This is a genomic window from Sulfitobacter indolifex (genome assembly GCF_022788655.1).
Lineage (GTDB): Bacteria > Pseudomonadota > Alphaproteobacteria > Rhodobacterales > Rhodobacteraceae > Sulfitobacter > Sulfitobacter indolifex.
The window spans coordinates 1,817,877-1,844,654 of the sequence record NZ_CP084951.1; the positions used below are offsets into that span (position 1 = coordinate 1,817,877).

Here is a 26,778-nt window from a genome sequence, read left to right on the forward strand (position 1 = left end):
AGGCTATCGTGCCGCCAACCATATAAGGAGACCGATCATGCAAGAGATGACCCATTACCTGAACGGCGAACACGTCAAAGGCACCTCCGGGCGCTTTGCCGATGTGATGAACCCCGCCACTGGCGAAGTGCAGGCGAAAGTGCCGCTTGCCAATGCCGAAGAGATGAACAAAGCCGTCGAATACGCCGCTGCCGCCCAGCCCAAATGGGCCGCGACCAACCCGCAGCGCCGCGCCCGCGTGCTGATGAAATTCGTCGCCCTGCTGAACCGTGACATGGACAAGCTGGCCGAGGCGCTGAGCCGCGAGCACGGCAAGACCCTGCCCGACGCCGCCGGTGACGTGCAGCGTGGCCTTGAAGTGGTGGAATACTGCATCGGCGCACCGGAACTGCTGAAAGGTGATTTCACCGACAGCGCGGGCCCCGGCATCGACATGTACTCCATGCGCCAAGCGCTTGGTGTGACGGCAGGCATCACGCCCTTCAACTTCCCCGCCATGATCCCGATGTGGATGTTTGCGCCTGCCATCGCCTGCGGTAACGCCTTTATCCTGAAGCCGTCCGAGCGTGACCCTTCCGTGCCGCTGATGCTGGCCGAACTGCTGGAAGAAGCCGGTCTGCCCAAGGGCATTCTTCAGGTTGTGAACGGCGACAAAGAAGCCGTCGACGCGATCCTGCACCACGATGTGATCCAGTCGGTGGGCTTCGTTGGCTCGACCCCGATTGCCGAATACATCTATGCAACCGGCTGTGCCAACGGCAAGCGCGTGCAGTGTTTCGGTGGCGCCAAGAACCACATGATCATCATGCCCGACGCGGACATGGACCAAGCCGCCGACGCGCTGATCGGTGCGGGCTACGGTGCTGCTGGCGAACGCTGCATGGCGATCTCCGTGGCTGTGCCGGTGGGTGATGATACTGCCGACCGTCTGATCGAAAAGCTGGTGCCGCGCATCGAGAGCCTGAAGGTCGGCCCCTACACCTCCGGCAATGACGTGGATTACGGCCCCGTCGTGACCGCTGCCGCCAAGGCCAATATCGAGCGTCTGGTTCAGACCGGCATCGATCAGGGTGCTGAACTGGTCGTCGATGGGCGTGACTTCAAACTGCAGGGCTATGAGAACGGCTATTTCGTCGGCCCGCACCTGTTTGACCGCGCCACCATAGACATGGACATCTACAAGCAGGAAATCTTTGGCCCCGTGCTGACCTGTGTGCGTGCCCAGACCTACGAAGAGGCGATCGGCCTTGCGATGGACCACGAGTATGGCAACGGCACCGCGATCTACACCCGTGACGGTGACGCGGCGCGTGACTTTGCCAACCGGATCAACGTCGGCATGGTCGGCATCAACGTGCCGATCCCGGTGCCGCTGGCCTATCACACCTTTGGCGGCTGGAAGAAATCTGTCTTTGGCGATTTGAACCAGCACGGCCCGGATGCGTTCAAGTTCTACACCCGCACCAAAACCGTGACGGCCCGTTGGCCCTCGGGCATCAAAGAGGGTGGCGAGTTCTCCATCCCCGTGATGGAGTGATCCATCCCGCCGGCCGCCTTTTTGGCGGTCGGCACCACCTACCGGAGGCCTGGGCCCATGCAATCCAAATTTACGATCGGTATCGAAGAAGAATATCTGCTGGTAGACAAGGACTCGTTGGCCCTCGCCGACACGCCCAAGGCGCTGATGGCGGCTTGCCGCGACGCGCTGCAAGATCAAGTCAGCCCCGAATTTCTGCAATGTCAGATCGAGATCGGCACCAAACCTTGCGAAACCGTCGCCGAAGCGCGTGACGACCTCCGCCGCCTGCGCAGCACCATCTCGGACCTCGCCGGACAGCATAATCTGACCCCCATCGCCGCCTCCTGCCACCCGTTTTCAGACTGGAAGACGCAGGAAACGACCGACAAACAGCGCTATTCTCAGTTAGAAGTCGAATTGGGCGATATCGCGCGGAGGATGCTGATCTGTGGCATGCATGTGCACGTCGGCATTGACGAAGACGACCTGCGCATCGATCTGATGCCGCAGCTGTCCTATTTCTTACCCCATCTACTGGCGTTGTCGGCGTCATCACCCTTTTGGCAGGGCGAAGACACCGGCCTTGCCTCGTACCGGTTGACGGTGATGGACAACATGCCGCGCACGGGTCTGCCGCCGCAACTGTCCAGCTGGGCAGAATACCAGCGCACCACCGACACGCTGACCGAGTTGGGCATCATTGAAGACGCATCGAAAATCTGGTGGGATCTGCGCCCCTCCTCGCATTATCCGACGCTGGAAAGCCGCATTTGCGATGTGCAGCCGCGCTTGTCTCATGCAATTGGGTTGGCCGGTCTGACACAGGCGCTTTGCCGGTTCCTGCTGCGCCTGCGCGACAGCAACATGTGCTGGCGCGCGTATGACCGCTTTCTCATCTCGGAAAACCGCTGGCGGGCGCAGCGATATGGCACCGCCGAGGCCCTGATTGATTTTGGTGATTTGAAACTGAAACCTTTTGCGGCGCTTTTTGAAGAGATCATCGGCCTTATCGCCGAAGATGCCGAAGCGCTTGGGTGTCTCGACGAGGTTTGCGCCCTGCGCGATCTGGTCAAAGACGGCACCTCGGCTGAGCGTCAGCGCCAAGTTTGGGCAAAGGCCCCTGAAGGTAGGGGCGGCGAAGCTGTCGTCCGCCATCTTATCGAGGAATTTCACGCCGATCTGTGACGCTTGTTGCGGCTCTGCTCGGCTGATAGAATTAAACAAGTGTTCAGTTCCAAGAACACAAGACATCAGGGAGGAGCCGCGATGGATTTCGCGTTGAACGAGGAACAGACCGCCATTTTCGATATGGCCCATGCCTTTGGGCAGGACAATATCGCCCCCCACGCCCACCAGTGGGAAAAGGACGAAACTATTCCTAAAGAGCTTTGGCCGCAGATCGGTGAGTTGGGGTTCGGCGGGCTCTATGTCTCGGAAGAAACCGGTGGCTCTGGCCTGACCCGGCTGGACGCGACGCTGGTTTTTGAAGCGCTTTCAATGGCCTGCCCCTCGGTTGCGGCCTTTTTGTCGATCCACAACATGTGCGCCAAAATGCTCGACAGTTTCGCGAGTGACGAGATGAAGGCGCGCGTCATGCCCGGCGTGCTGAGCATGAACACCGTGCTGTCCTACTGCCTGACCGAACCCGGCTCCGGCTCCGACGCGGCGGCGCTCAAGACCCGCTGCGAGCGGACCAATGAAGGCTATACGCTCAACGGCACCAAGGCGTTTATCTCGGGCGGCGGGTACTCGGACGCCTATGTCACGATGGTGCGCACCTCGGATGACGGGGCCAAGGGTGTGTCGACCGTCTATGTCGAAGACGGCACACCGGGGCTTTCGTTCGGCGGGCTCGAAGACAAGATGGGCTGGCGCAGCCAACCAACGGCGCTGGTGCAGTTTGACGATTGCAAGATCGGGGCCGAGAACCTTGTCGGCGAAGAGGGCAAAGGGTTTAAATACGCCATGGCCGGGCTTGATGGTGGGCGGCTGAATATCTCGGCCTGCTCGCTCGGAGCTGCGCAAACTGCGCTGAACAAGACACTGGACTATATGGGCGACCGCAAGGCCTTTGGCCAGAGCATCGACCAGTTCCAAGGTCTGCAATTCCGACTTGCGGATATGGAGATTGAACTTCAGGCCGCGCGGACCTTCCTGCGCCAAGCGGCATGGAAACTCGACACCGGTGCGCCAGACGCGACCAAGTTCTGCGCCATGGCCAAGAAATTCGTGACCGAGACTGGCAGCAAGGTCGTCGACCAATGTCTGCAACTTCACGGCGGCTATGGCTATCTGGCCGATTACGGGATCGAAAAACTGGTCCGCGACCTGCGGGTGCATCAGATCCTTGAAGGCACCAACGAAATCATGCGCGTCATCGTTGCCCGCGACATGCTGAAAAACCGCTGAGGCTTGGCATGAGTGATATTAACATTCGCAAAGCTGGCCGCGCCGGGCGTATCACCCTGACCCGGCCTAAGGCACTCAACGCGCTCAGCTATGACATGTGCCTTGCCATCGAGGCCGCCATAGATGACTGGCGTGATGATCCCGAAGTGGCGGTGATCGTTCTGGATGCGGAGGGCGAGAAGGCCTTCTGCGCGGGCGGCGACGTGGCGCAGCTTTACCAGACCGGCAAAGAGGGCGATTTCGACTTTGCCCGCCGCTTCTGGGCCGATGAATACCGGTTAAATAACAAGCTGCACGGTTATGCAAAACCGGTGATCTCTTTCATGCAAGGGTTCACCATGGGCGGTGGCGTTGGCATTGGATGTCACGGCTCGCACCGCGTGATCGGCGAGAGCAGCAAGATCGCCATGCCGGAATGCGGCATCGGTCTGGTGCCGGATGTGGGCGGTACTCTGCTGCTGGCGCAGGCCCCGGGACGGATGGGCGAATATCTTGGGCTGACCGGTGCGCGCATGGGCCCCGGTGATGTGGTCTACGCAGGCTTTGCCGATTACTTTATCCCTGAGAAGCAATGGCCAGACCTGATTGCGCAACTGGAGGAGAACGGTGATCCTTTCATCCTCGACCGCGCGGCCACCGCCCCGCCGCAGTCCAAGCTGGCCGAGCTTGAAGGCGATGTGAACCGGCTTTTTGCAGGTGAGACCCTTAGCGAAATAGAAGCCACGCATGCGATGTCCGACAGCGCGTTTGCAGCCGAAACCCTCAAGATTTTGCGCCGCAACTCACCGCTGTCGATGGCCTGCACGCTCGACATGCTGCGGCGCCTGCGCGGCCCTGGCATTGGCATGGTACCGGCGCTGGAACAAGAATACCGTTTTACCGCGCGGTCACTGGAAAAAGGCGATTTCATCGAAGGCGTGCGCGCCGCGATCATCGACAAAGACCGCAGCCCTACCTGGCAACATGACAGCATGGCCGTGCCGCAGGCCGATGTCGACGCTATGCTTGCCCCTTTGGGCGATAACGAATTGAAGTTGGAGGAAAATTCATGAGCAATCTTACAATCGGTTTCATCGGTTTGGGCAACATGGGCGGCCCGATGGCGGCCAATCTTGCCGCTGCGGGTCATACCGTGCGCGGCAATGACGTGGCAGGCACCACCGCCAAGGGCGTAAGCGAGGCCGCGACCATCGCCGACGCCGTTAAAGACGCGGATGTGGTCATCACAATGCTGCCCAACGGCGCGATCCTGCGCCAAGTTGCTGAAGAGGCAATCGCCCATATGGCCCCCGGCGCGCTGCTGGTCGATTGCTCAACCGTTGACGTGGAAAGCGCGCGCTTTGCCGCAGAGGCGGCGCAAAAAGCCGGGCTGCTTTTCGTAGATGCGCCCGTGTCGGGCGGCATCGGCGGCGCGCAGGGCGGCACCTTGACCTTCATGGCAGGCGGGGCGGAAGCGGCCTTTGAAAAAGCCAAACCGCTGTTTGACATCATGGGCCAAAAGGCTGTGCACTGCGGTGACGCGGGCGCAGGTCAGGCCGCCAAAATCTGTAATAACATGATCCTCGGCGCGACTATGATCGCCACCTGCGAAGCCTTTGCGCTGGCCGATAAACTTGGCCTCGACCGGGAGCGGATGTTCGACGTGGTCAGTACCTCATCTGGTTACTCGTGGTCTATGAATGCCTACTGCCCCGCGCCGGGCGTTGGCCCCACGTCGCCTGCAGACAACGACTACAAACCGGGATTTGCGGCAGAATTAATGCTGAAAGACTTGGGTCTGTCACAACAGGCAGCCGAAATGGCCAATGCGGACACCCCAATGGGCGCATTGGCCAACGCCCTCTACACCCGCTTTGTTGAAGAAGAAGGCGGCAGGGGGAAAGACTTCTCTGCCATGTTGCCCCGTTTCGAAAAGCGCGGCTGGCAAGGTTAAGCCGAAGGGCGCCCTTGCGGGAACGCGCTAACCCCTGCAGGCGTTAGCATCAGAACGACCCCTTTTGAGGAGATCATCTGATGCGACGCCTGCTTATTACCACCATCATAACAACTGCTTGCGCGGCTGGCCCACTGGCCGCTGCCGGTCCGGGCTTTGCCCCGACACAGCCGACACTTACCTTTGACAGCAGCGGCCCCGAAACCCTTTGGCTTGCAAAAGACGATAAGAACAAAGGCAAGAAAGAGAAAAAGGCTAAGAAAAAGCAGGATAAGCACGAGAAGAAGGTAAAGAAAAATAGGGAAAAGAAGGCTAAGAAAGCCGATAAAGAAAGAAAAAAAGACAAGAAGGACGACAAAGCCGAGCTCAAGATCAACGGTGAAAAGGTCAAGATCAAGGGCGACAAGATCAAACTCCCCAAGGGCGTGGACCGAGCGGAGTTCGATCAGCGCGTGACGCGTTTCACCCAAGACCGGGAAACAATAGTTACCCGGCTACTGAACACGCCGGCCCCTGAAGGGCGTGACATGGCTGCTATCCTCGGAGCTGCGGCCGCGCTGGCATTGGCCGCGCCTGATTTGAACGCCGCAGCCCTGCCTGAAGACGAATTAATCACCTATCGCAACTGCCCGCCCGGCTTGGCCAAAAAAGACCCGCCTTGCGTCCCACCGGGACTGGCGAAAGACGGGGTGACTTATGAGGAATGGGCCAGCTATTCCGACGATGAACTCACGACGCTACTAGAAGAGCGCCGCCGCCCATATCTTGAGGCTGAACCCCGCACCGAGCGCGAATTGTTGCTGCTGGAATCCGGCCAGATCGCCCAACTTTACAATCTTGACGCCGCTCCCCAGGGGCACCGCTACGCGCTGATTGATGGGCAGCCAGTCCTGCTGAGCACCGAGGATCACACGGCCCTGCTCCGTATCAACGAATTGGCTCGCGTGCCGGACGTCGGTTTAGGTGTCAACGTGGCCCCCACTGCGGCACTGACGCAGGCTGATCTCATGCGCCTCTATCGCCTACCAGACCCGGAAGACGGCTATAACTACGCTGTGCTCAACGGTCAGGTGATATCGCTGCAAGACAGCGCTTATGAAACGCTGCAGCTGATCCGGGTCGCCCGCGCCGTGCTATAAGCGCGTGGCGCAACCGATCGACTAGGAAGTGGCGGCGGTTATTCTGCCGCCACTTTTGTTTGCTTATAAAGCATCGGCTTAAGGTACTTCCCGGTATGGCTCTCAGCGACTTCGGCGACCTTTTCCGGTGTCCCTGTGGCCACGACCCGACCACCGCCATCGCCACCTTCTGGCCCGATGTCGATTATATAGTCAGCGGTTTTCACCACATCGAGGTTGTGTTCAATCACGACAACAGAGTTGCCCTGATCTACCAATTCATGAAGCACTTCCAACAACTTACGAACGTCTTCAAAGTGCAGCCCGGTCGTGGGTTCATCAAGAATATACAACGTGCGACCCGTTGAGCGTTTGCTTAGCTCCTTGCTCAACTTCACCCGCTGCGCCTCGCCTCCCGAAAGGGTTGTCGCCTGCTGACCAACCTTGATGTACCCCAATCCAACCCGCATAAGCGCGTCCATCTTCTCGCGGATTGAAGGCACGGCGGCGAAAAATGTTTGCGCATCTTCCACTGTCATATCAAGGACATCGGCGATGCTCTTGCCTTTAAACCGCACCTCTAACGTTTCCCGGTTATAGCGCGCACCCTTGCAGGTTTCGCACTCAACATAGACATCCGGCAAGAAGTGCATCTCGATCTTAATAACACCGTCGCCTTGGCAGGCCTCACAGCGCCCACCCTTTACGTTAAAGCTGAAGCGCCCCGGTTTATATCCGCGTGCTTTAGATTCAGGCAGCCCCGCAAACCAGTCTCGGATCGGTGTGAAGGCCCCTGTATAAGTCGCCGGATTTGAACGCGGAGTCCGCCCAATAGGCCGCTGGTCAATGTCGATAACCTTATCAAGGTGTTCTAACCCCTTGATGGTCTGACACGGTGCCGGAGTTTGCCGTGCACCATTGAGATTCATCGAAGCCGTTTTGAACAATGTCTCAATCGTCAGTGTCGATTTACCGCCACCAGACACCCCAGTGACGCAGACAAACTTGGCCAGAGGAAAGTCCACTGTGACGCTTTGCAAATTGTTCCCAGTCGCCTTCACGACCTGAAGCTTCTTCTTATTCCCCTTCCGACGTTTGCTCGGCACAGAGATTTCACGTACGCCGGTAAGGTACTGACCAGTAACGGAGTTTGGATCGTTTGCGACCTGTTCAGGGGTACCATGGCTGACAACCTGCCCCCCATGGACGCCAGCACCTGGCCCAATGTCAAAAACGTAGTCCGCCTCACGGATTGCTTCTTCGTCATGTTCGACAACAATAACTGTATTGCCCTGATCACGCAGGTTTTTCAGCGTGCCAAGCAAGCGATCATTGTCGCGCTGATGGAGGCCGATAGAAGGTTCATCAAGCACATAAAGCACACCCGTCAGCCCAGAGCCAATCTGGCTCGCCAAACGGATCCGCTGGCTTTCGCCCCCACTTAATGTGCCACTTGCACGTGACATCGTAAGATACTCAAGACCCACGTTATTTAGGAAACCCAGACGTTCGCGAATCTCCTTCAAAATGGCCCGAGCGATCTCGTTTTTCTGCGGGGTCAGATGTTCTGACACTGACGTGCACCATGCATAGGCCTCGCGGATCGACATTTCCACAACCTTACCGATGTGAAGGAGTTCATCTTCGTTGCCAGTTTCGGGACCGATCCGAACTGCAAGTGCCTCTGGGCGCAGACGAAATCCGCCGCAGGTACCGCAGGGACGATTGTTCTGGTAGCGCTCAAATTCCTCACGTACCCAGTTGCTGTCCGTCTCGCGGTAGCGGCGCTTCATGTTGGGGATCACCCCCTCAAACACGCGTTTCACCTCATAAACGCGTCCGCCTTCGTCATAGCGAAAGGTAATCTCTTCTTTCCCCGAACCGCGAAGAAAGACCTCTTGGACCTGCTCCGGCAAGTCCTTCCAGCGGGTTTTTTGGTCGAATTTATAATGTTTCGCAATGGCTTCGATGGTTTGCTTAAAGTAAGGTGATTTCCCCTTGCGCCAGGGCGCCAGCGCACCGTCGTAAATCTTCAGGTTCTGATCTGGCACGACCAGCCGTTCATCAAAAAACAACTCAACTCCCAAACCATCGCAAGACGGGCATGCCCCAAAAGGTGCGTTAAACGAAAACAAACGCGGCTCAATCTCGGGGATCGTGAAGCCACTGACAGGACAGGCAAATTTCTCTGAAAATGTATGCCGTTCGGGTTCACCGTCGGCAGGTGCAGTTTCTAAAACGGCTATGCCGTCGGCCAGATCAAGCGCGGTGCGCAGCGAGTCTGCCAAACGTGTTTCAAGCCCTTCGCGCACCACGATCCGGTCAACAACAACATCGATGTCATGGCGGAACTTCTTATCCAATGTTGGCGGCTCATCAAGATCATGGAACTCTCCGTTCACCTTGACCCGTTGGAAGCCTTGCTTGCGTAACTCGATGAACTCCTTACGATACTCACCCTTACGGTCGCGGATAATCGGCGCCAGCAGATAGGCACGCGTGCCCTCTTCCATGGTCATAATCCGGTCAACCATATCCTGCACCTGCTGCGCCTCAATCGGCTTGCCGGTGGCGGGGCTATAGGGGGTGCCGACGCGCGCAAAAAGCAAGCGCATATAGTCGTAGATTTCAGTCACCGTGCCGACAGTCGACCGGGGATTCTTTGAGGTCGTCTTTTGTTCGATGGAAATCGCCGGACTGAGGCCAGAAATATGGTCCACATCGGGTTTCTGCATCATATCAAGAAACTGTCGGGCGTATGCAGACAGGGATTCCACATATCGCCGCTGGCCCTCGGCATAGATCGTGTCAAAGGCGAGGCTCGACTTACCCGACCCTGAAAGACCTGTAATAACAACCAGTTGATCCCGCGGTATATCCACGTCGATGTTCTTTAGATTATGCTCGCGCGCGCCGCGCACTTCGATGTTCTTTAGTTCAGCCATGACATGCCCCTCTTAACGATTTGTACATAGGTGCTGATGCAGTGTTTTCCAACGGGAAAATGAGAACTAAACAGGAACGGCTGTCCTGCGACGCCGCGCCGCACCAAGGAGGAGATGCGCCACAAGTCCCAAAACGAATGCCCCGCCCGCCAACAGCGGCAGTGCGGCCCCCCCAAATGTCACAAGGCCAAAAGCCATGACCGGCGTGCCCAGGCTGTTGCCGAGGTTGCCCATCTGCGCCACAGCGCCATTCGCTTGCGCCTGAGCGGCGGGGCCATGGTTTAGCTGTGCCACCGCAGTGAAGCTTGCCCCTTGGATCAACCCCATCGCCGCTGCGAGGGCCAAACAAGGCAAGGGGAAGCCGGGGCTCAACCAAAGCCAAACCATCGAGAGGGCTGATAGGGCAAAGCCAGCCTGCACAACCCGAACAGCCGGTAGACGCCGCAGGAGAGCAACGCCGATTGTCAATGAGACCGCGATGCTGGTGAGCGGCATTGCGGCCATGGTAATCGCGCGCCAGCCTTCGGGAAGGTAGGGCGGCAATACTGTCAGAATGGAGACGAAGCTGAATGTATAGAATAGCCACCCCGCGGCAGGTGCCGAGAGGAAAGGTGACCGGTATATCGCCAAATGGTCGCGCCAAATCTGCGACAGAGAGAATGGCGGTTGCGCGCCCTCCTCCGGCAGACTTCGAAGGGTCGCGGAAAGCACCAGCGCGCAACCCGCCATATACAGCGCGTGGGCGGCAAAAAGTGCAGGCACGCCCCACGTAAGTGCGAGCGGTCGACCGGCGAGGGTCAAAATCGCAAAGGCGACGCCAAAAAAAGTACCCCAGAGGGTCAAGGTGAACCCTCGGTCTTTAATAGTGCTGAGCTGTGCGATGAGCGTCGGCGCAGCGACAACGATGGCCAGATGAGAGAGCCCTTCAACCACCCGACTGGCCAGCATCCAACCGAACCCCGGCAAAAGCGCTTGGAAGGCCGAAACCGCCGCCCCGAGCCATAGGGCAAAAAGCAGCGCACGACGATATCGGATACGGGCGACCATTAGACCCGCCACAACACCAAAAAGGATACCAACGCCGCCGACCAGCGATACCAGAAAGCCAAGCGCAGATCCGGCTTGGGGATAGAGTTCTGGGAGCAGGTCAAAAATGACGCTCATCTTGGCATATTGCGCCGCGGCGCCCAGACCGGCAGCCCAAAGCGCGAAGACGCGGAGGAAGGAGGTATGTTCGACCATTGGTTCTCAAATCTTTGGGGTTCGCCGCGTGTGGAAACGCAACCCGTTTATCAAATTGTTGGCTTCTTAGTCGAACTTTTGTCCCCGAATTGGCGTCCCCGTGCTCCGATGGTCGTGCATAGAAAGAGATGACGTCGGACGAAAATTTAAAGGGCAGTTACGCTATTTTTTAAGGGGATTAGCTAGAAATTGAATTGGAGGTTCCGGAGAGAAAGAAATGAATACGATACGATGAACCGAAATTCTGGCCGAAAGGAAGTGTTACCTATTGGTAGCGCCAGACCGAATGCAGCGAAACTGCTTTCACTAGGATATATGGGCTAAATAATGACAGAGTTGCACAAAGCCGCGGAGCAGGGTTTGGCAACCGACAGTCCCCTCATGTCATGGGTGGCCAAGCAGAGTATCGATTATCAACTCAGGCCACCTGCCGCAGTTTTTTCTAGAAACACCGCGGCTACTAGACGTGCTTAGTTCCCTTGCCCAGTCCTTCGTCGGCCGCCGGCGGTCCACCTGGCTTTGATCGGAATTGACCACCAGATTGGCCCGGTAGGTTCGCGATTAACCGAGTACCGATTGAGCAGGGCACGCGCCGCGCACCCTGTCCTGTTGGCGTCACATATGGATAACGCGATCGAAGGCGTCGAGCACGGATTCATGCATCATTTCGCTAAGCGTGGGGTGCGGGAAGACAGTGTTCATCAGGTCTTCTTCCGTGGTCTCAAGCTGACGGCCCACGACGTAGCCTTGGATCAGTTCGGTCACCTCCGCCCCAACCATATGCGCGCCCAAAAGCTCGCCGGTCTTGGCGTCGAAGATGGTCTTCACCAACCCTTCAGGCTCGCCCAAGGCCACGGCCTTGCCGTTGCCGATGAAGGGGAAACGCCCGACTTTAATATCATAGCCTTGCTCTTTGGCCTTGGTTTCGGTCAGGCCGACAGAAGCGACCTGCGGGTGGCAATAGGTGCACCCGGCGATGCTTTCGGGTTTGACCGGATGGGGTTTCTGGCCTGCGATGAGTTCGGCCACCATGACGCCTTCATGGCTTGCCTTATGGGCCAACCAAGGCGCACCTGCGATGTCACCGATGGCATAGAGACCGTCGATACTGGTGCGGCAGTATTCATCTGTCACAACATGGGTGCGGTCAACCTTAACGCCCAAGTCTTCGAGCCCCAGCCCTTCGGTATTGCCAACGATGCCCACGGCAGAGATCACGGTGTCAAAATCAAGCTTTTCGACTTTGCCATCGCGTTCGATGTGGGCCGTCACCTTGTCAGCCGCGCGGTCAAGCTTCTTGACCGTAGCCTTTTGCATGATGGTCATGCCCTGTTTCTCAAACGCCTTTTTGGCGAATTTAGAGATTTCTTCATCTTCTACGGGCAAAACACGGTCCATCACTTCGACTACGGTCGTGTCCGCGCCAAGCGTGTTGTAGAAACTCGCGAATTCAATGCCAATGGCGCCTGAACCGATGACCAGCAGCTTCTTGGGGTCATGTACGGGCTGTAGGGCGTGGCGATAGGTCCAGACGCGTTTTCCATCCGCCTCAAGCCCCGGCAATTCGCGGGCACGGGCGCCAGTGGCCAGAACGATATTCTTAGCCGTCAGGTCTTCGTGGCCCTTGTCGGATTTGACAGAGACCTTCCCCTTCGCAGGGATCGAGGCTTCGCCCATGAAGACCTCGACCTTGTTCTTCTTCAGCAGGTGTTTGACCCCGCCTTCCATCTGCTTGGCAACACCGCGCGAGCGTTTGACCACCGCTTCAAGATCATAGTCGATTTTATCCGCCGTCAGACCAAAATCCTTGGCGCGGTGCATCAGGTGGAACACTTCGGCAGACCGCAGCAGCGCCTTGGTGGGAATGCAGCCCCAGTTAAGGCAAATGCCGCCAAGGTTTTCCCGCTCTACAATCGCGACCTTAAGGCCAAGCTGTGCGCCGCGGATGGCGGCGACATAGCCGCCCGGCCCCGCACCGATCACGATCAGATCAAAGGATTTGGCAGCCATGGCACGGACCTCGCGTTAGGGTTTGCAAATATAGTTTACCGCTAAACCATATTTGCAATCGCCACAACCACGCGTATTGCCTGCACCCTGCAGAGGCTTAGGCCGCGACGCGGTTTTCGCGGAGCTGTTTGACAGTCCGGCCATAGCCACCCTGTTTGAGATAGGAGGTTTCCTGCGCCGTAAAGCTGCGAGAAAGCGCCGCATTGCGGTATGGGAAACGGCCAAATTGGCGGATCACTTCGCGGTGCGCGCGGGCGTGCAGCAGATTGCCGTCACGGCTTTCTGGCATGCGTTCGCACATCAGCCTTACGCACCGATCTTGATCGCAGAGGTTTTCCGAATGCATCATCGGCAAGTAGAAGAACTGCCGCTCGGGTGCTTCGATGCGCATGTCCCAGCCCTTTTCGATCGCGAGCTTGGCAGCGGTAAGCGCCAGACGGTCGCTTGAAAACGCTTTGCCTGTGTCGCGGAACATGTTGCGCGGGAACTGATCCGTCAGGATCAAAAACGCCAATGCATCAGTGGGATTGGTGAGCCAATGGTTCAGCTTGCCCGCCTGCGCGTCATTCCAAAGCTCTTCAAAGCGGGCACGGATGTCGGCATCCAAATCTTCAGAACTGCTGTACCATCCGGCTGGTCCAATGTCCTCCAACCAGAATTTCAGTACGTCTTCGGGTCCTGCATTTGTGCCAGTCATCCCGCACACTCCTTTGCCGCAACTTGGGCGTTTCACTAAAGTTAATAACGTCTTACCCTAAAAGCCTAGTCACGTTTTATATCATCCGCGACATAGTTATCGCTATCATGGGCGATTTTGTCTTCTTCGGCGCTTTTTTGTGCAGCCTCTTCGGCGGCTTCTTGTTCAGCTTCAATCACATATTCTTGGGCGATTTCCACTGCCACCGCAGTTGCAGAGGGGTAGATCGGCACGTAGTTGCCTGTGTCTTCCACCGGAACCGCTGCACGCTGTGTCTTACGATAGGAGGCATAGCCCGCAAGCGCGGCAAAGAGCACGGCGGTGAATAGATAAAACCCGCCCGGCCCCAAGGTGGTGCCCATCATCCAACCGGTAATCACCGGTCCCAAAACGGCACCCAAACCGTTGATAAACAACATCCCCCCCGAGGCTGAAGCCATGTCCTCATGCTCAAGAAAGTCATTGGTATGGGCCATGATCAACGAGTAAAGCGGGTTCGACATGCCGCCAACGACAAAGGCGGTTGCGAGCAGAATGGGAAAGATATGCCCCAGCATCATCCCCACCATGGAGCCCGCGCCACCGATCAGCGCGGTGATCACGATCAGGCTGCGTCGGTCCATCCGGTCAGAGATCCAGCCGATGGGGTATTGCAAGATCACAGAGCCCACAAAGAAGGCCGCTACAAAAAGTGATATCTGCGCGACACTCAGCCCCGCTTCGGCACCGTAAACCGCCGCCATGCCGAATTGCGCAGAGAAGACACCACCCAAAAGGAACATGCCGACGCAGCCGAGTGGCGAGGTCTCCATCAGGGTGCTCAGGCTCATCGGTTTGGTGGTGCCAAAGGGCGGTGTGGGGCTGATCGACAACAGGATCGGCGTCACAGCGATGCTCACCAATACCGATGGGATGACGAAAAGGATGAAGCCCGATGGGTCGGCTGTTAGCAGCAGCGCTTGGGCAATGACGATGCCGAGTGTCTGGACGATCATATAGGCTGAGAGCGCCTGCCCCCGGTTTTCGTTGGTGGCCGCGTTGTTCAGCCAGCTTTCCGCCGTGACATAGACGGCGGAGAAACAAAAGCCGATCAGCACGCGACCAATGGACCAAACGATCGTGTTGGGGAACGTCGGGTAGAGGATCATCACGGCAGAAATCAGCGAAGCAAGTGCTGCAAAGACCCGAACGTGGCCCACCCGGCGGATCATTCCCGGAGCCATGCGCGATCCGCCCAAGAAACCGACGAAATAGGCGGACATAACGATCGACATCTGGAAGGTCGAAAACCCTTCGATGCCGCCGCGAATACCCAGCAAAGTGCCCTGCATGCCGTTGCCGACCATCAAAAGGCACATGCCCAGCAATAGCGCCCATGCGCTTGAAACCACTTGAATCATCGGTCTAGTCCTTGTTCGCCCAGCCCTTCCCATGAACCGCAATCGAAGGCTAGTCACCCCCTAGTGCGACGTTCAAGCGAGATTTTGCGCCTTAGGGCAGCAGAAGGGAGGAATCGCCATAGGAAAAGAAGCGATATTTCTCTGCTATGGCATGGGCATAGATGTCTTTCACCTGCTGCACGCCCATGAGCGCTGAGACCAGCATCATCAGCGTGGATTTTGGTAGGTGGAAGTTGGTCATCAGCCCGTCAGTCACGTTGAAGGTGAAACCCGGCGTGATGAAAATATCGGTGTCACCTTCCCAAGCGGTAATCTGGCCATCGCGCGCGGCTGTTTCGATCAAGCGCAGCGCAGTGGTGCCCACGGGGATCACGCGGCCTCCGGCGGCGCGGGTTGCGGTGATCTCTTCCGCAGCCTCGGCGCTGACCCGGCCCCATTCGGCGTGCATCTTATGTTCGGAAATGTCGTCGACTTTAACCGGCAGAAAGGTGCCCGCGCCGACATGCAGGGTGACATGGCTGAAGGTGACCCCCTTCGCCGCCAACGCGGCGAGCAACGTCTCATCAAAGTGGAGCGAGGCCGTGGGGGCCGCAACCGCGCCTGCGTGGCGGGCGAAAACGGTTTGGTAGTCGGTCATGTCTTGCGCGTCAGCCGCGCGTTTGGCGGCGATATAGGGCGGCAGCGGCATGGCACCGGCGGCATTGAGTGCTGCGTCGAAATCATCGCCCGCGCAGTTGAACCGCAGATGCCCCTGCCCGTCCTCCACCGCCTCCAGTGTGGCGCGCAGATCGTCAGAGAAGATGACTTCTTCGCCGATTTTCAGTTTGCGCAGCGGTTTGATCAGTGCCGACCACGTGCCGTCGCCGCGGGGCTCCAGTAGCGTGACTTCGATCTTAGCCTGCACGGCACCTTGGGCCGAGGCGCGGTGGCGCAGCCCGGAAAGCCGCGCGGGGATCACGCGGGTATCGTTCAGCACCAGACGGTCACCGGGGCGCAGCCAATCGGTCAGATCGGTTACCCGCCTGTCATGAAGCTGAGCGCCCTCGGCCACCAAGAGCCGGGCGGAAGAGCGCGGATTGGCCGGGCGCGTGGCGATCAATTCCTCAGGCAGGTCGAAATCGAAATCGGAAAGCTTCATCGGCGCGGCTCCTGCGGGTCTGGCGGCATAGGTCGCCTCGGCGCTTAGCGATCCTCTGGCACCCGGGCAACCGGATTCGCTTGGCCCTGCACCTGCGGCACAGTGGGCGGCGGGCGGCGGAACAACTCGCGGAACATGCCGGGCGTAAGGGCCGAGAGCGGATTTACCGACACATTCGGCTCTTTCGCGGCCCCGGTCAGGCGGTAGTTGAAGCCGATTAGCCCCTCGCCCTTGCGGGTGAACAGCGAGCCGATCCCATTGAACATATAGACCGGAGAGATCACGCCCTGCATGTCGATCAACCCGCTGTCGAGCGCATAGACCCCATCCATGGACAGGCCTAATGACGCGCCCACGGCGCTGGCCTCGGTCAAGGTCAAGCGGTTCGGGGTCAGGCGAAAGTTCGCCTCTACATCATCGAAGTAAATTCCATCGCCGTTGAGTTCGTTGATCAACCCCACGACCGAGATCGCATTGACCAGCGCCGCAATCCCTGGCGCATCTCGAATGCCCACATCATCGACTGTGAGCTGCCCATCAAAGGCCCCGCCAGTGCCGACAGGCAACAGCGTGAGCGACAGGTTTCCCCCGACCACCTGCTTTACCAATCCAGCCGAACGCAGGATCCCGCCCGCATCGTTTGAGACCACCCGTACCGCGCTGCGCCCGCCTTGGGGCAGCACCTGCCCTTGCACCGATGTGCCCCCGTTAAGCTGAGCGGTGAACGTTCCATCCATGCCCTTGGCGGTGTCAAAAGTGCCCGATAGGTTCGCCAGATAGATTGTATCGGTAATCTGCAACCGATCTAGCGCCACCCGCATCGGCGGGCCGGGTTGCCCACCGGCTGATCCAAATTCCGCCCGACGCATGTCAAGCATACCACCGCCCAGCACAACCTGCACCGGATTGCCCTTGCCACGCCCGATAAGTTGCACCGGGATATCAAGCCAGTCGCCGCGTCGCAGCCGGTCGATCTGCACCCGGTCCAGCGCGCCGCCGGGTTTGAGGTCAATGGAGCCTGCCAAGCTCAGCCCCGGCGCGGTCAGCTGGAAGGCATCGACATTCGGCGTCTCGCCCAGCCGTCCGGCCAGCCGCAATTCGCCCTTGCTGCCCGGCGCCTTGACCCACGAGAGTTGCGGGACCGAGATACCCACCCCTGAGAGATTACTCTGTAGTGAGAAGCGGGGCGCTTGACCCTTTTTCAGGTCCAGCGCGATCTGCCCCGTGCCGCTGCCGCGAATGCTGCCGGGGGGCAATGCAATGCCAAAGGCCTCCAGCCCCGAGGGGGTCAGCGCGACTTGTCCGGTCAGGCGGCTCTCGTCTGAGCCCGGCCCAATCGCCTGCGACCACTCCCCATCGAAACCCACGCCGTCGATACGCCCTTCGCCGCCAATGGTGATGCGTTCATTGCTGGCGGTAATAGCCAGCCTGCTGGCCCGAAGGCTGCGGTCCTTGACCAGTGTATCGGTCGAGAGCGACAGCAAATCCCCCGCGAAGTGATAGTGCACGTCCTCAGGCTTGCCGCCCTTTTTCAACGGCAGCGCCAGTGTGCCTTTCAGCACCGCCATGCCATCCGCAAGCGTCACCGGCAGCCCTGCCTTATCCATAACCTGCATCGGCGGTTGGTTAAGCAGCGACAGCGCCGCAGTTAGGGTGGATCGGGTGGCAAGCCGGATCACCGAAGGGCTGCCGTCTTTCACCCGCACGTCGGGAATGATGAAGGACGACCCATCCAGCGTCACCGCCCCGCCCTGCGGCGCGATCACCTCGCCCGCGTCCACTGTGACAACGAGGCGGTTGTCGAGCAGGCTCATATGGCCGCTTCCGTCGGTGATATGCGGCAGGGTTTTCAAAAACCGCACCTCGGCACCTGCGTAGTCAAAAGCCACATAGGTTTGCGGCGCCTGCCCCGGTGCCATGCGCAGGGCCAGGTCGAGGTTGCGCATCTGGCCTGCGTGGAGGTTCTCGTCCAGCCAAGTGCGGGTCTTGGGTTTCACACCTTCTGGCCAGAGGGTCAGCAGACGTTCCGGTCCCAACCGGTCCATGCGCCCGTCAAGCGAGAGGTTCCACCCCTCAGGCTCAGCCAAAAGTTCGCCATCAAGGCGCAGACTGCGGCCCTGATCGTTAATCTCCAGACGGCCCAACTTCAGGCGAAACGGGTTGAGACTGAGTTGAAAGTCGATGTCGGCTTGATCCAGCGCCACAGGCTCGGAGTAAACTTCAGCCGGATTGGCGCGCAGATCGCGTAGGGAAAACTGGCCGACCATCTCCCCCGGAATGCCCCCCGTGACATCGCCCAATTGCGACGTGCCGGTGATGTTGCCAGAGACCCAAGGGCTGTCGAGCGACATTTCATCAAAGCGCAAAAGCTGGCGCGCGGGGTCATAGCTAAAGTAGCTGCGCGCCCCGTCGAAAGGGATCGGTTTGGTCTGTGAGTGGGGCTGCAGCACGCCCTTGTCGATCTGTAGCGATGCGTTGATCGGGGCAAAGTGACCGGCGCTGTCGATCCCGCTGCGCACCGCGCCTGAAATATTGGCCCGCAGCACTTCAAGCCATGAGAACGCCGGCCCCTGTGCGGCAATGTCGCGTGCGTCGATCCCGTCAAAGGTCACGCCAAAGGTCGCGGCATTCTGGCCGATGCGGCTGCTGTAATTCGCCGTAAGCGTGGCCACCCCTGCGCCGCCGCTCAACACCGCAAGATCGGCAGAAAGGTCAACCTGCTCACCACTGCGCGACAGACGCAGCCGCCCGCCATCTCCGGTCCAAGCCCGACCCGCGCGGGCATCCTCAAACCGCAAGGTCAAAGCGCGCAGCTCGACCGAGCGCAGCGCCGAGAGCGCAGGCGCGGCCAGCACATTGTCAATTTGGCCGATAAGCTGCGGCAGGGTCGCGGCCTCCCGTTCGGGCGGGGCGATCCCGGCCCCGGCGGAAAGACTCACGCGCCCGTCTGCGCCTCGGCGCAGATTGGCCACCACGCCCGACAAGGAAATCTCACGCGGCTGCGCCACCCCGCGCAGCAGAGACCGCATCGACAGGCTTGCCTTGAACTCATTAAAGCTGACGATCTCGTCGCCCTCAGGCGTGGTGACAAGGATATCTTGCAGCCGCACGCGGGGCCGCCAACCTTCGTCGACGACAAACTCCATCGCACCGAATTCCACCCGCGCCTGCGGCAGCGCTGATGCAATCCGCGTCTCGATCCGCTCTTGCACCCAAAGCGGCGCGGGGATTGGACGCCCGGTGAAATGTATCGCCGCCCCCGTCGCCAGCACGGCCAGCAGCACCAGCGCCACGAGTGACGCAACCCCCACGCGGCGCAGCGGCCTGCGGCGCGATGGCCCCTTGCCGGTGGGCTCAGGCGGGCTGGAAGGGGGCGGGTCGCTCATCGGGCTCCGGTTCGGCTGGGGCGGCTTTGACGTTGTCAAATCAGATGCAGTATGACAGCCCTGAACGACCCTTCACAAGCCAAAGGAACCGCCCCATGTCGCAGATCGGACCGCAGCCCGGCCAACCGGCCCCGGATTTCACCCTTCCTGTGACCGGCGGTGGCGAGATTACGCTCTCTGCCCTGCGCGGTGGCCCCGTGGTCCTGTTCTTTTACCCGCGCGATGACACGCCCGGTTGCACCAAGGAATCGATCGGCTTTTCGGAGCGGCTTTCGGAGTTTGCCGAATCCGGTGTGCAGGTCTTTGGCATCTCGCGCGACAGCATGGACAAACACGACAGGTTCGCGTCCAAACACGCGCTGACCGTGCCGCTTTTGTCCGACACCGATGGGGCAGTGACGGAAGCCTATGAGGTATGGGTCGAGAAAAACATGTACGGCAAGAAATCTATGGGCATTGAGCGCGCGACCTACCTGATCGACGCGACAGGCAAGATCGCGCAGGTCTGGCGCAAAGTGAAGGTGCCCGGCCATGTGGATGCCGTGCTTGATGCGGTGCGTGGCGCATGATGCCGCTGGCAGAGATGGCCGAAGCGGTACTGCGCACGGCGGATGGGCGTGAGAAAACAGCGCTGTCGCGGAAATTCGCGGCCGAGTGGCTCTCGGCCCGTGCTGAAGGTGCCCGCCCCGAAGTGGGCCGCGCCGACCCGCCACTGCACCCTGCCCGGCCCGCCAAGCCCGAATTGCTCAGCCCCCGCGAAGTGCCCCGCCGCCGCCCGGGCACGCCCGAAGGCCGCGCGGCGCTGCTGCATGCCGTGGCACATATTGAGTTGAACGCCGTCGACCTGCATTGGGACGTGATTGCGCGGTTTTCGCATGTCCCGCTGCCGCTTGGGTTTTTTGACGACTGGGTGAAAGCGGCGGACGACGAATCGAAACACTTTAACCTGATGTGCGACTGCCTCGAAGAGATGGGAAGCCACTACGGGGCCATGCCCGCCCATGCGGGCATGTGGCGCGCGGCAGAGGATACGGTCGACGACCTTATGGGGCGCTTGGCCGTGGTGCCCATGGTGCTGGAAGCGCGCGGGCTAGACGTGACGCCGGGCATGATCAAGATTTTCCGCAACGCAAAGGCCGATAGCGCCGTAGCAGCGCTTGAGACGATCTATTCCGAAGAAGTCGCCCATGTCGCTTATGGCAGCAAGTGGTTTCACTTTCTCTGCGGGCGTCATGATGAAGACCCGAAAGACCGCTTTCACGCCCTCGTACGCAAGTATTTCCACGGCGACTTGAAGCCGCCCTTTAACGAAGAAAAACGAGCCGAGGCGGGAATCCCTCCCGACTTTTATTGGCCTCTCACTGCCGATGGTGGATCAACAAAAAACTAAGCTCACATCAGCAAGTGGTTGGAATAGGCGGATTTTTGCCAACCACTTGCCCTGTTGAGCAGAGGAATGGGGGATTGCCGCGCAGCTTTGGGGCAACAGGGTTGCCCCATTCGTACGCACTGGCTATTGACGTTGGGCGCGGGCCGGGCTGCCTCGCCGCGCCGACGGGACGAGACAAGGGACGACAACATGCGCTCACGGATTGCAATCAAGACGCATGCTCTGCTTGAGCATTACTTTCCCGAGCGCCGCGTCTTTCTGAAATCCGACAGCGACACCCGATTCATCCGTCTTCGCCCCGGCACTCAGATCATCGGGCTGGCGGGCTCTGCCTTCCTCGTATCATGGGCGATCATCGCCACGGCGATCATCTTGATGGACAGCATCGGCTCAGGCAACTTCCGCGAGCAGGCCAAACGCGACCAGCGCACCTATCAGGCCCGGTTGAACGAACTTTCCGCGCAGCGTGATCTGCGCGCCGAAGAAGCATTGGCCGCACAGGATCGCTTTAACGCTGCGCTGACACAAATCTCTGTGATGCAGTCTGAACTGCTGTCGTCTGAGACCCGCCGCCGCGAGCTGGAGACCGGGATTGACGTGATTCAGTCCACCCTGCGCGACACGATGAAAGACCGCCAAAGAGCGCGGTCGAAACTGGCCGATTTGGAAGGCAGTCTTGAGAATGGAGAGGCGGGCAGCGTTCGTGCTGACGCCGACCAAGTGCCTACTGATTTCCTAGCCCAAGCCTTGGCGCGCACCTCGGCAGAACGTGATAAGGTCGTGGTTGATGCGCAAGACGCGCTGCTGCAGGCCGATGAAATGGCCCAAGAGATTGCGCTGATGCGGGATCAGAATGATGCGATCTTCCGCCAGCTTGAAGAAGCGATGAGCGTATCCGTCGCTCCGCTTGATAAAATGTTCCGCAGCGCAGGCATGCCGACCGACCGTATCCTCGCCACCGTGCGCCGTGGGTACTCCGGCCAAGGTGGCCCGATGACGCCGCTGTCTTTCACCACCCGTGGCGAAGAGCTGAGCCCCGACACGCAGCGCGCCAACCGCCTGTTGAACCAGATGGACCGGCTGAACCTCTACCGGATTGCCGCCGAAAAGGCGCCTTTTGCCAACCCGGTGAAAAACGCTTTCCGCTTCACCAGCCAATTCGGCTATCGCCGCGACCCCAAGACCGGTGGACGCCGGATGCACAAGGGTGTCGACTTTGCCGCTGGCATGGGCACACCCCTTTATTCCACTGCCGATGGTGTGGTGACCCACGCGGGCTGGTCATCGGGCTATGGCCGTCTGGTGAAAATCCAACATGAGTTTGGTATTGAGACCCGCTATGCGCATATGTCCAAGCTTCGCGTGAAAGTTGGTCAAAGAGTCTCGCGCGGGCAGCATATTGGTGATATGGGAGCATCAGGACGGGTCACCGGTGTCCATCTCCACTATGAAGTCCGCGTAGGTGGCAAGGCTGTTAACCCCATGATCTATATCAAGGCTGCAAACGATGTTTTCTAAAAGCAAAATCAACGATCCCGCGCCCCAGGATGCAGATGCGTCCAAACCGGCACCTTCCAGCGCTTCCACGGCCCCTGCGCCGTCCAAGCAGAGCGAGTTCAAGGCCAGCGCGCCCAAAGCGAAGCCGCCCGCATCCGTTCTGTCTTCGGATCTGCATGTCACCGGCAACATGAAGACCACCGGCGATATTCAGGTCGAAGGCACCGTTGAGGGCGACATCCGCGCGCATTTGCTGACCATCGGTGAGACTGCGACGATCAAGGGCGAAGTGGTTGCCGATGACGTTGTTATCAATGGCCGCATCGTCGGCCGAGTGCGTGGCCTCAAGGTGCGCCTGACATCGACCGCACGGGTTGAGGGTGACATCATCCACAAGACCATCGCGATCGAATCCGGCGCGCATTTCGAAGGCTCCGTGCAGCGTCAGGACGATCCGCTGAACCCCGGCGCAAAGTCTGCTCCGGCGCAAAAGCCGAACCCCGCCTCCTAAGGCCGCGGTCGGTTCAAAGTATTCACGGGCGTCGCAGGAAACTGCGGCGCCCGTTTTCGTTTTACTATGGCTCTGAGTTAGCGGCCCAGCATCCATGTGCCGTTTGGCCAGAAGGCATCAAAGGCGAAGGCGAACATCACGTCATGCGGCACGTCGCGCCCGGCGTTGTCGCGCACGCGGATGCTGCCCACGTCACGCCCCTTGCCGATCTGCCCCGCGTCTAGGGCCGAAGCCTGCCCTGCCCGCCAAGTGATCGTCACACCTGCTTCGCGGACCTCACCTTCCTCCGCCAGTCGATTAAGCCGCCACGCCCGGTCCCCCACGCGCACCACACGCTCCAACGGTGCAATCCCGTGAGGTGGCTGCGCGCCATCATAGAGGAAGGGTTTGGTCGAGGAATCATAGCCACGATACGGGTTACGGCCATAGTCGCGATTATAGGACGGCTCCTCCATCACCAGCCCATCGGGGTGGCGTGCGGTGAAATCGGCCCAGCTTTCCAGCCAGCTTGGGAGGTGCTTTAACTCGGTACCGGTCAGCGCGCCGACAATGGCCCGGCCTTCGGCCTGCTGCCACCAACTTTGCGTTTCGCGGTCGTACATTACCATATCGGAATGGCGCAGTTTGCCCGAGACACCAAAGCGCAGCACCTTGCCCGCAACGCGGCGGTCAAAGACCAGCGCAGAGTTGCACAGCGGACAGAAGGTCACGGCAATGGGCCGCCCATTCACCGTATCGTTCACAATCTCATGCCATGTCAGATAGCGGATCGGATAGGCGCGCGGTTTGGCGCCGTCGATCTCGACCGTGATGACCGGCTCGCGCGGGGCGATGCGGGTCTCTGCACTTGCGGCGCTGAAATCGGGCGCATCAAGCGCCGGGATGCCATCCTTAGGCGGGCCGCCTGAGATGATCTCGGACCAGTCGTTGATGCTTGTTTTGGCGAAATCGGTGTCGGGCCATTCGCCCTGCCAGCGGGCGGGGTTGGCAGTGACAGTATTGGCCAGCAGGCCAAGGCTCAGGACAATGGCGCTCAATTTTTTCATACGCCGAGCTTGGCGCATGCGGGGGTGAGCGCACAAGCCCACCCCACGCGATCCTGAACGGATGTTACTCGGTCACGGTGACCGTTTTCATCACATCGGGCGCGCCAACAACGGCACCGTTTGGGCCGGTGCCGCGTTTGATGGCATCTACCACATCTTGGCCTTCGGTCACCTTGCCAACGACCGTATATTGGCCGTCAAGGAAGGGTGCTGCGTCAAACATGATGAAGAACTGGCTGTTGGCACTGTCCGGGCTTTGGCTGCGCGCCATGCCGACCACACCGGTCTCAAACGCGATGTCCGAGAATTCAGCCGCAACATCGGGCATGTCCGAGCCGCCCATGCCGGCACGCGATATATCGCCGCCGGATTTACCGAACTGCACGTCACCGGTCTGGGCCATGAAACCGTCGATCACGCGGTGGAAGACCACCCCGTCATAGGCGCCATCTTCGGCCAGTTCGGTGATCCGCGCCACATGCTCAGGTGCCACGTCTTCCAACAGGTCGATCTTGACGGTGCCATTGGCCTCGCCCGCGACTTCGATCTCAAGCCCGGTGGCCGCAGCCGCCGTGCCGAGAAGCGCCAGAACGGCGCTGGTGCCAAAAAGCTTACGCATCTGCGGCCACCTTGACCGAGATCATGCGGTCAGGATTCGCAGGCGGCTCACCCCGCGTCAGTGCGTCGACATGTTCCATGCCAGAGATGACTTGGCCATAAACAGTATACTGACCGTTGAGGAAGTCATTGTCTTTGAAGTTGATGAAGAACTGGCTGTTAGCGCTGTCGGGGTTTGCCGAACGGGCCGCACCAATGGTGCCGCGTGCGTGGGGCACTTTGGAGAATTCTGCTGGCAGGTTTGGCATGTCGGAGCCACCTGTACCTGCGGCGCGCAGGTTGAAGTTGTCTTCCATATTGCCGTTGGCCACATCGCCGGTCTGAGCCATGAAGCCTTCGATCACGCGGTGGAAGGCGACATTGTCGTATTTCCCGGCGCGGGCCAGTTCTTTCATCCGCTCGACGTGCTTGGGCGCAAGGTCAGGCATCAGTTCGATGGTGACGGTGCCGCCTTTGAGCTCCATCAGGATGGTGTTTTCGGGGTCTTTGATATCGGCCATTGGGCAATCCTTGTTTTGGTGTTTGCCAGATACCTAGGTGGCTTGGCCCGGATTGCCAAGCAGGTGCATTGACGTGACGGCTGTAAACGGCAAAACACAGCGCAACAATTGGGAACGGGAGAAGACCGATGGGCTGGAAATCACTGGACGACATTGAACTGGACGGCAAACGCGTGCTGCTGCGCGTGGATATCAACGTGCCAGTCGAGGATGGCCGGGTGACCGATGCCACGCGGATCGAGCGGATTGTGCCCACGGTGAACGACATCCTTTCGCGCGGTGGGAAGGTGACGCTGCTGGCGCATTTCGGTCGTCCCAAGGGGAAGGTTGTGGAGGAGATGAGCCTTCGCCAAGTGCTACCTGCGCTGGAAAAGGCACTGGGCCGCGACGTGGCTTTTGTCCCCTCGCTCGATGCGGCGGCGGCGGCGCAGGGCGATCTGCAACTTATGGAAAACATCCGCTTTTACCCCGGCGAAGAGGCCAATGACGAAGGCTTCGCCCGCCAATTGGCCGATCTGGGCGATATCTACTGCAACGATGCCTTCTCTGCAGCGCACCGCGCGCATGCCTCGACCGAAGCGCTGGCGCGGCTGCTGCCTGCCTGCGCGGGCCGTCTGATGCAGGCGGAGCTTTCGGCGCTGGAGGCAGCACTCGCCAAGCCAGAGCGCCCGGTTGGGGCTGTCGTGGGCGGGGCTAAAGTTTCGACCAAGATCGCGCTTTTGGAAAACCTCGTGAACCGGCTGGATGTTTTGGTGATCGGCGGCGGGATGGCGAACACTTTTCTCGCCGCACTTGGTGCTGATCTGGGCAAGTCATTGGAAGAGCCAGATTATTACGACACGGCCAAAGACATCATGGCGCAGGCTGATAAGGCGGGCTGCCGGGTGATCTTGCCGGTCGACGGTCTGGTCGCGCGTGAGTTCGCCAAAGGGGCCGCGCATGAGGTGGTCCAGCTTGGCCCGGATGCCAAGCTCGCCGATGATCAAATGGTACTGGATGCGGGCCCCGACACGGTCGCGCTGATTAAGGCCGCTTTTGCCGGGCTGCGCACCCTAATCTGGAACGGCCCCATGGGTGCCTTTGAAATTCCCCCCTTCGACACCGCCACCGTCGCCGCGGCCCGCGCAGCAGCGGCCAAAACACGCGAAGGCACATTGACCTCGGTTGCAGGGGGCGGTGACACGGTCGCGGCACTGAACCAAGCAGGTGTCGCGGACGATTTCACCTATATCTCAACCGCCGGGGGCGCGTTCCTTGAGTGGATGGAAGGCAAAACCCTACCCGGTGTGGCCGCTTTGGGCGGCTGAGCCGCGCAAAAACGCAAATTCTTGTTAAAAACAACGGGTTTCCCGCAATTGTGGGATTCCCATGACGAATCGCCTGTGTCATACTGATGTCACGTCCGCCAAGAGACGCAGA

21 protein-coding genes are annotated in these 26,778 nt (G+C 59.5%); 11 read left to right on the forward strand and 10 right to left on the reverse strand.

Going from position 1 to position 26,778, the window contains the following annotated elements; translation table 11 throughout:
• The first annotated feature begins 37 nt into the window (after positions 1-37).
• From DSM14862_RS08880 to DSM14862_RS08905, 6 genes are all read left to right on the forward strand, one after another.
• Entirely contained in the window at positions 38-1,537 is a 1,500-nt protein-coding gene (locus DSM14862_RS08880) for a CoA-acylating methylmalonate-semialdehyde dehydrogenase (protein WP_007119922.1), read from the forward strand.
• A 57-nt stretch (positions 1,538-1,594) separates the two neighbouring features.
• A complete protein-coding gene (locus DSM14862_RS08885) occupies positions 1,595-2,704 on the forward strand; it encodes a carboxylate-amine ligase (protein WP_007119923.1) in 1,110 nt (369 codons plus the stop codon).
• An 81-nt stretch (positions 2,705-2,785) separates the two neighbouring features.
• Positions 2,786-3,928: an acyl-CoA dehydrogenase family protein gene (locus DSM14862_RS08890; RefSeq protein WP_007119924.1), complete on the forward strand. Its 1,143-nt coding sequence runs from the start codon at positions 2,786-2,788 to the stop codon at positions 3,926-3,928.
• Between the two features lie 8 nt (positions 3,929-3,936).
• Positions 3,937-4,980, forward strand: a complete 1,044-nt coding sequence (locus DSM14862_RS08895) for an enoyl-CoA hydratase/isomerase family protein (RefSeq protein ID WP_007119925.1) — start codon at positions 3,937-3,939, stop codon at positions 4,978-4,980.
• The gene (mmsB, locus tag DSM14862_RS08900; RefSeq protein WP_007119926.1) at positions 4,977-5,861 is read left to right on the forward strand and encodes a 3-hydroxyisobutyrate dehydrogenase; all 885 of its coding nucleotides are present in this window, start codon (positions 4,977-4,979) and stop codon (positions 5,859-5,861) included. The genes DSM14862_RS08895 and mmsB overlap by 4 nt, the downstream gene beginning before the upstream one ends.
• An 80-nt stretch (positions 5,862-5,941) precedes the next feature.
• Complete coding sequence (locus DSM14862_RS08905) at positions 5,942-7,000, forward strand: hypothetical protein (protein WP_007119927.1); 1,059 nt, start codon at positions 5,942-5,944, stop codon at positions 6,998-7,000.
• Positions 7,001-7,038: 38 nt separating this feature from the next.
• Here DSM14862_RS08905 and uvrA read toward each other — a convergent pair whose 3' ends face one another.
• From uvrA to DSM14862_RS08940, 7 genes are all read right to left on the reverse strand, one after another.
• Positions 7,039-9,924 carry an excinuclease ABC subunit UvrA gene (gene uvrA, locus DSM14862_RS08910; protein WP_007119928.1) on the reverse strand — a complete coding sequence of 962 codons (2,886 nt, stop codon included), beginning with the start codon at positions 9,922-9,924 and terminating at the stop codon, positions 7,039-7,041.
• Positions 9,925-9,990: 66 nt separating this feature from the next.
• Positions 9,991-11,166, reverse strand: a complete 1,176-nt coding sequence (locus DSM14862_RS08915; RefSeq protein ID WP_007119929.1) for an MFS transporter — start codon at positions 11,164-11,166, stop codon at positions 9,991-9,993.
• A 615-nt stretch (positions 11,167-11,781) separates the two neighbouring features.
• A complete protein-coding gene (gene lpdA / locus DSM14862_RS08920; protein WP_007119930.1) occupies positions 11,782-13,176 on the reverse strand; it encodes a dihydrolipoyl dehydrogenase in 1,395 nt (464 codons plus the stop codon).
• A gap of 97 nt (positions 13,177-13,273) precedes the next feature.
• Positions 13,274-13,873 (reverse strand): DUF924 family protein, encoded by a 600-nt coding sequence (locus DSM14862_RS08925; protein ID WP_007119931.1) that lies wholly within the window; start codon positions 13,871-13,873, stop codon positions 13,274-13,276.
• A gap of 65 nt (positions 13,874-13,938) precedes the next feature.
• Positions 13,939-15,273: an MFS transporter gene (locus DSM14862_RS08930; RefSeq protein WP_007119932.1), complete on the reverse strand. Its 1,335-nt coding sequence runs from the start codon at positions 15,271-15,273 to the stop codon at positions 13,939-13,941.
• A 91-nt stretch (positions 15,274-15,364) separates the two neighbouring features.
• Entirely contained in the window at positions 15,365-16,411 is a 1,047-nt protein-coding gene (gene queA, locus DSM14862_RS08935) for a tRNA preQ1(34) S-adenosylmethionine ribosyltransferase-isomerase QueA (RefSeq protein WP_007119933.1), read from the reverse strand.
• Between the two features lie 44 nt (positions 16,412-16,455).
• Entirely contained in the window at positions 16,456-19,797 is a 3,342-nt protein-coding gene (locus DSM14862_RS08940) for a YhdP family protein (protein WP_007119934.1), read from the reverse strand.
• 95 nt (positions 19,798-19,892) lie between these two features.
• Here DSM14862_RS08940 and DSM14862_RS08945 point away from each other — a divergent pair, with 95 nt between their 5' ends.
• The 4 genes from DSM14862_RS08945 to DSM14862_RS08960 all read left to right on the forward strand — a co-directional run bounded on the left by DSM14862_RS08945 (position 19,893) and on the right by DSM14862_RS08960 (position 23,195).
• A complete protein-coding gene (locus DSM14862_RS08945; RefSeq protein WP_007119936.1) occupies positions 19,893-20,366 on the forward strand; it encodes a peroxiredoxin in 474 nt (157 codons plus the stop codon).
• Positions 20,363-21,187: a ferritin-like domain-containing protein gene (locus tag DSM14862_RS08950; RefSeq protein ID WP_007119937.1), complete on the forward strand. Its 825-nt coding sequence runs from the start codon at positions 20,363-20,365 to the stop codon at positions 21,185-21,187. Before DSM14862_RS08945 ends, DSM14862_RS08950 begins: the two co-directional genes overlap by 4 nt.
• A gap of 189 nt (positions 21,188-21,376) precedes the next feature.
• On the forward strand, positions 21,377-22,705 hold the full coding sequence (locus DSM14862_RS08955; protein ID WP_007119938.1) for a DUF5930 domain-containing protein: 1,329 nt from the start codon (positions 21,377-21,379) through the stop codon (positions 22,703-22,705).
• Entirely contained in the window at positions 22,695-23,195 is a 501-nt protein-coding gene (locus DSM14862_RS08960; RefSeq protein ID WP_007119939.1) for a bactofilin family protein, read from the forward strand. Before DSM14862_RS08955 ends, DSM14862_RS08960 begins: the two co-directional genes overlap by 11 nt.
• A gap of 77 nt (positions 23,196-23,272) precedes the next feature.
• Here DSM14862_RS08960 and DSM14862_RS08965 read toward each other — a convergent pair whose 3' ends face one another.
• The 3 genes from DSM14862_RS08965 to DSM14862_RS08975 all read right to left on the reverse strand — a co-directional run bounded on the left by DSM14862_RS08965 (position 23,273) and on the right by DSM14862_RS08975 (position 25,359).
• On the reverse strand, positions 23,273-24,241 hold the full coding sequence (locus tag DSM14862_RS08965; protein ID WP_007119940.1) for a DUF3179 domain-containing protein: 969 nt from the start codon (positions 24,239-24,241) through the stop codon (positions 23,273-23,275).
• Positions 24,242-24,305: 64 nt separating this feature from the next.
• A complete protein-coding gene (locus tag DSM14862_RS08970) occupies positions 24,306-24,860 on the reverse strand; it encodes a peptidylprolyl isomerase (protein ID WP_007119941.1) in 555 nt (184 codons plus the stop codon).
• Positions 24,853-25,359: a peptidylprolyl isomerase gene (locus tag DSM14862_RS08975; RefSeq protein ID WP_007119942.1), complete on the reverse strand. Its 507-nt coding sequence runs from the start codon at positions 25,357-25,359 to the stop codon at positions 24,853-24,855. Before DSM14862_RS08975 ends, DSM14862_RS08970 begins: the two co-directional genes overlap by 8 nt.
• A gap of 128 nt (positions 25,360-25,487) precedes the next feature.
• On the opposite strand from DSM14862_RS08975, the gene DSM14862_RS08980 reads away from it, so the two are divergent.
• On the forward strand, positions 25,488-26,666 hold the full coding sequence (locus DSM14862_RS08980) for a phosphoglycerate kinase (protein WP_007119943.1): 1,179 nt from the start codon (positions 25,488-25,490) through the stop codon (positions 26,664-26,666).
• Positions 26,667-26,778 lie beyond the last annotated feature (112 nt).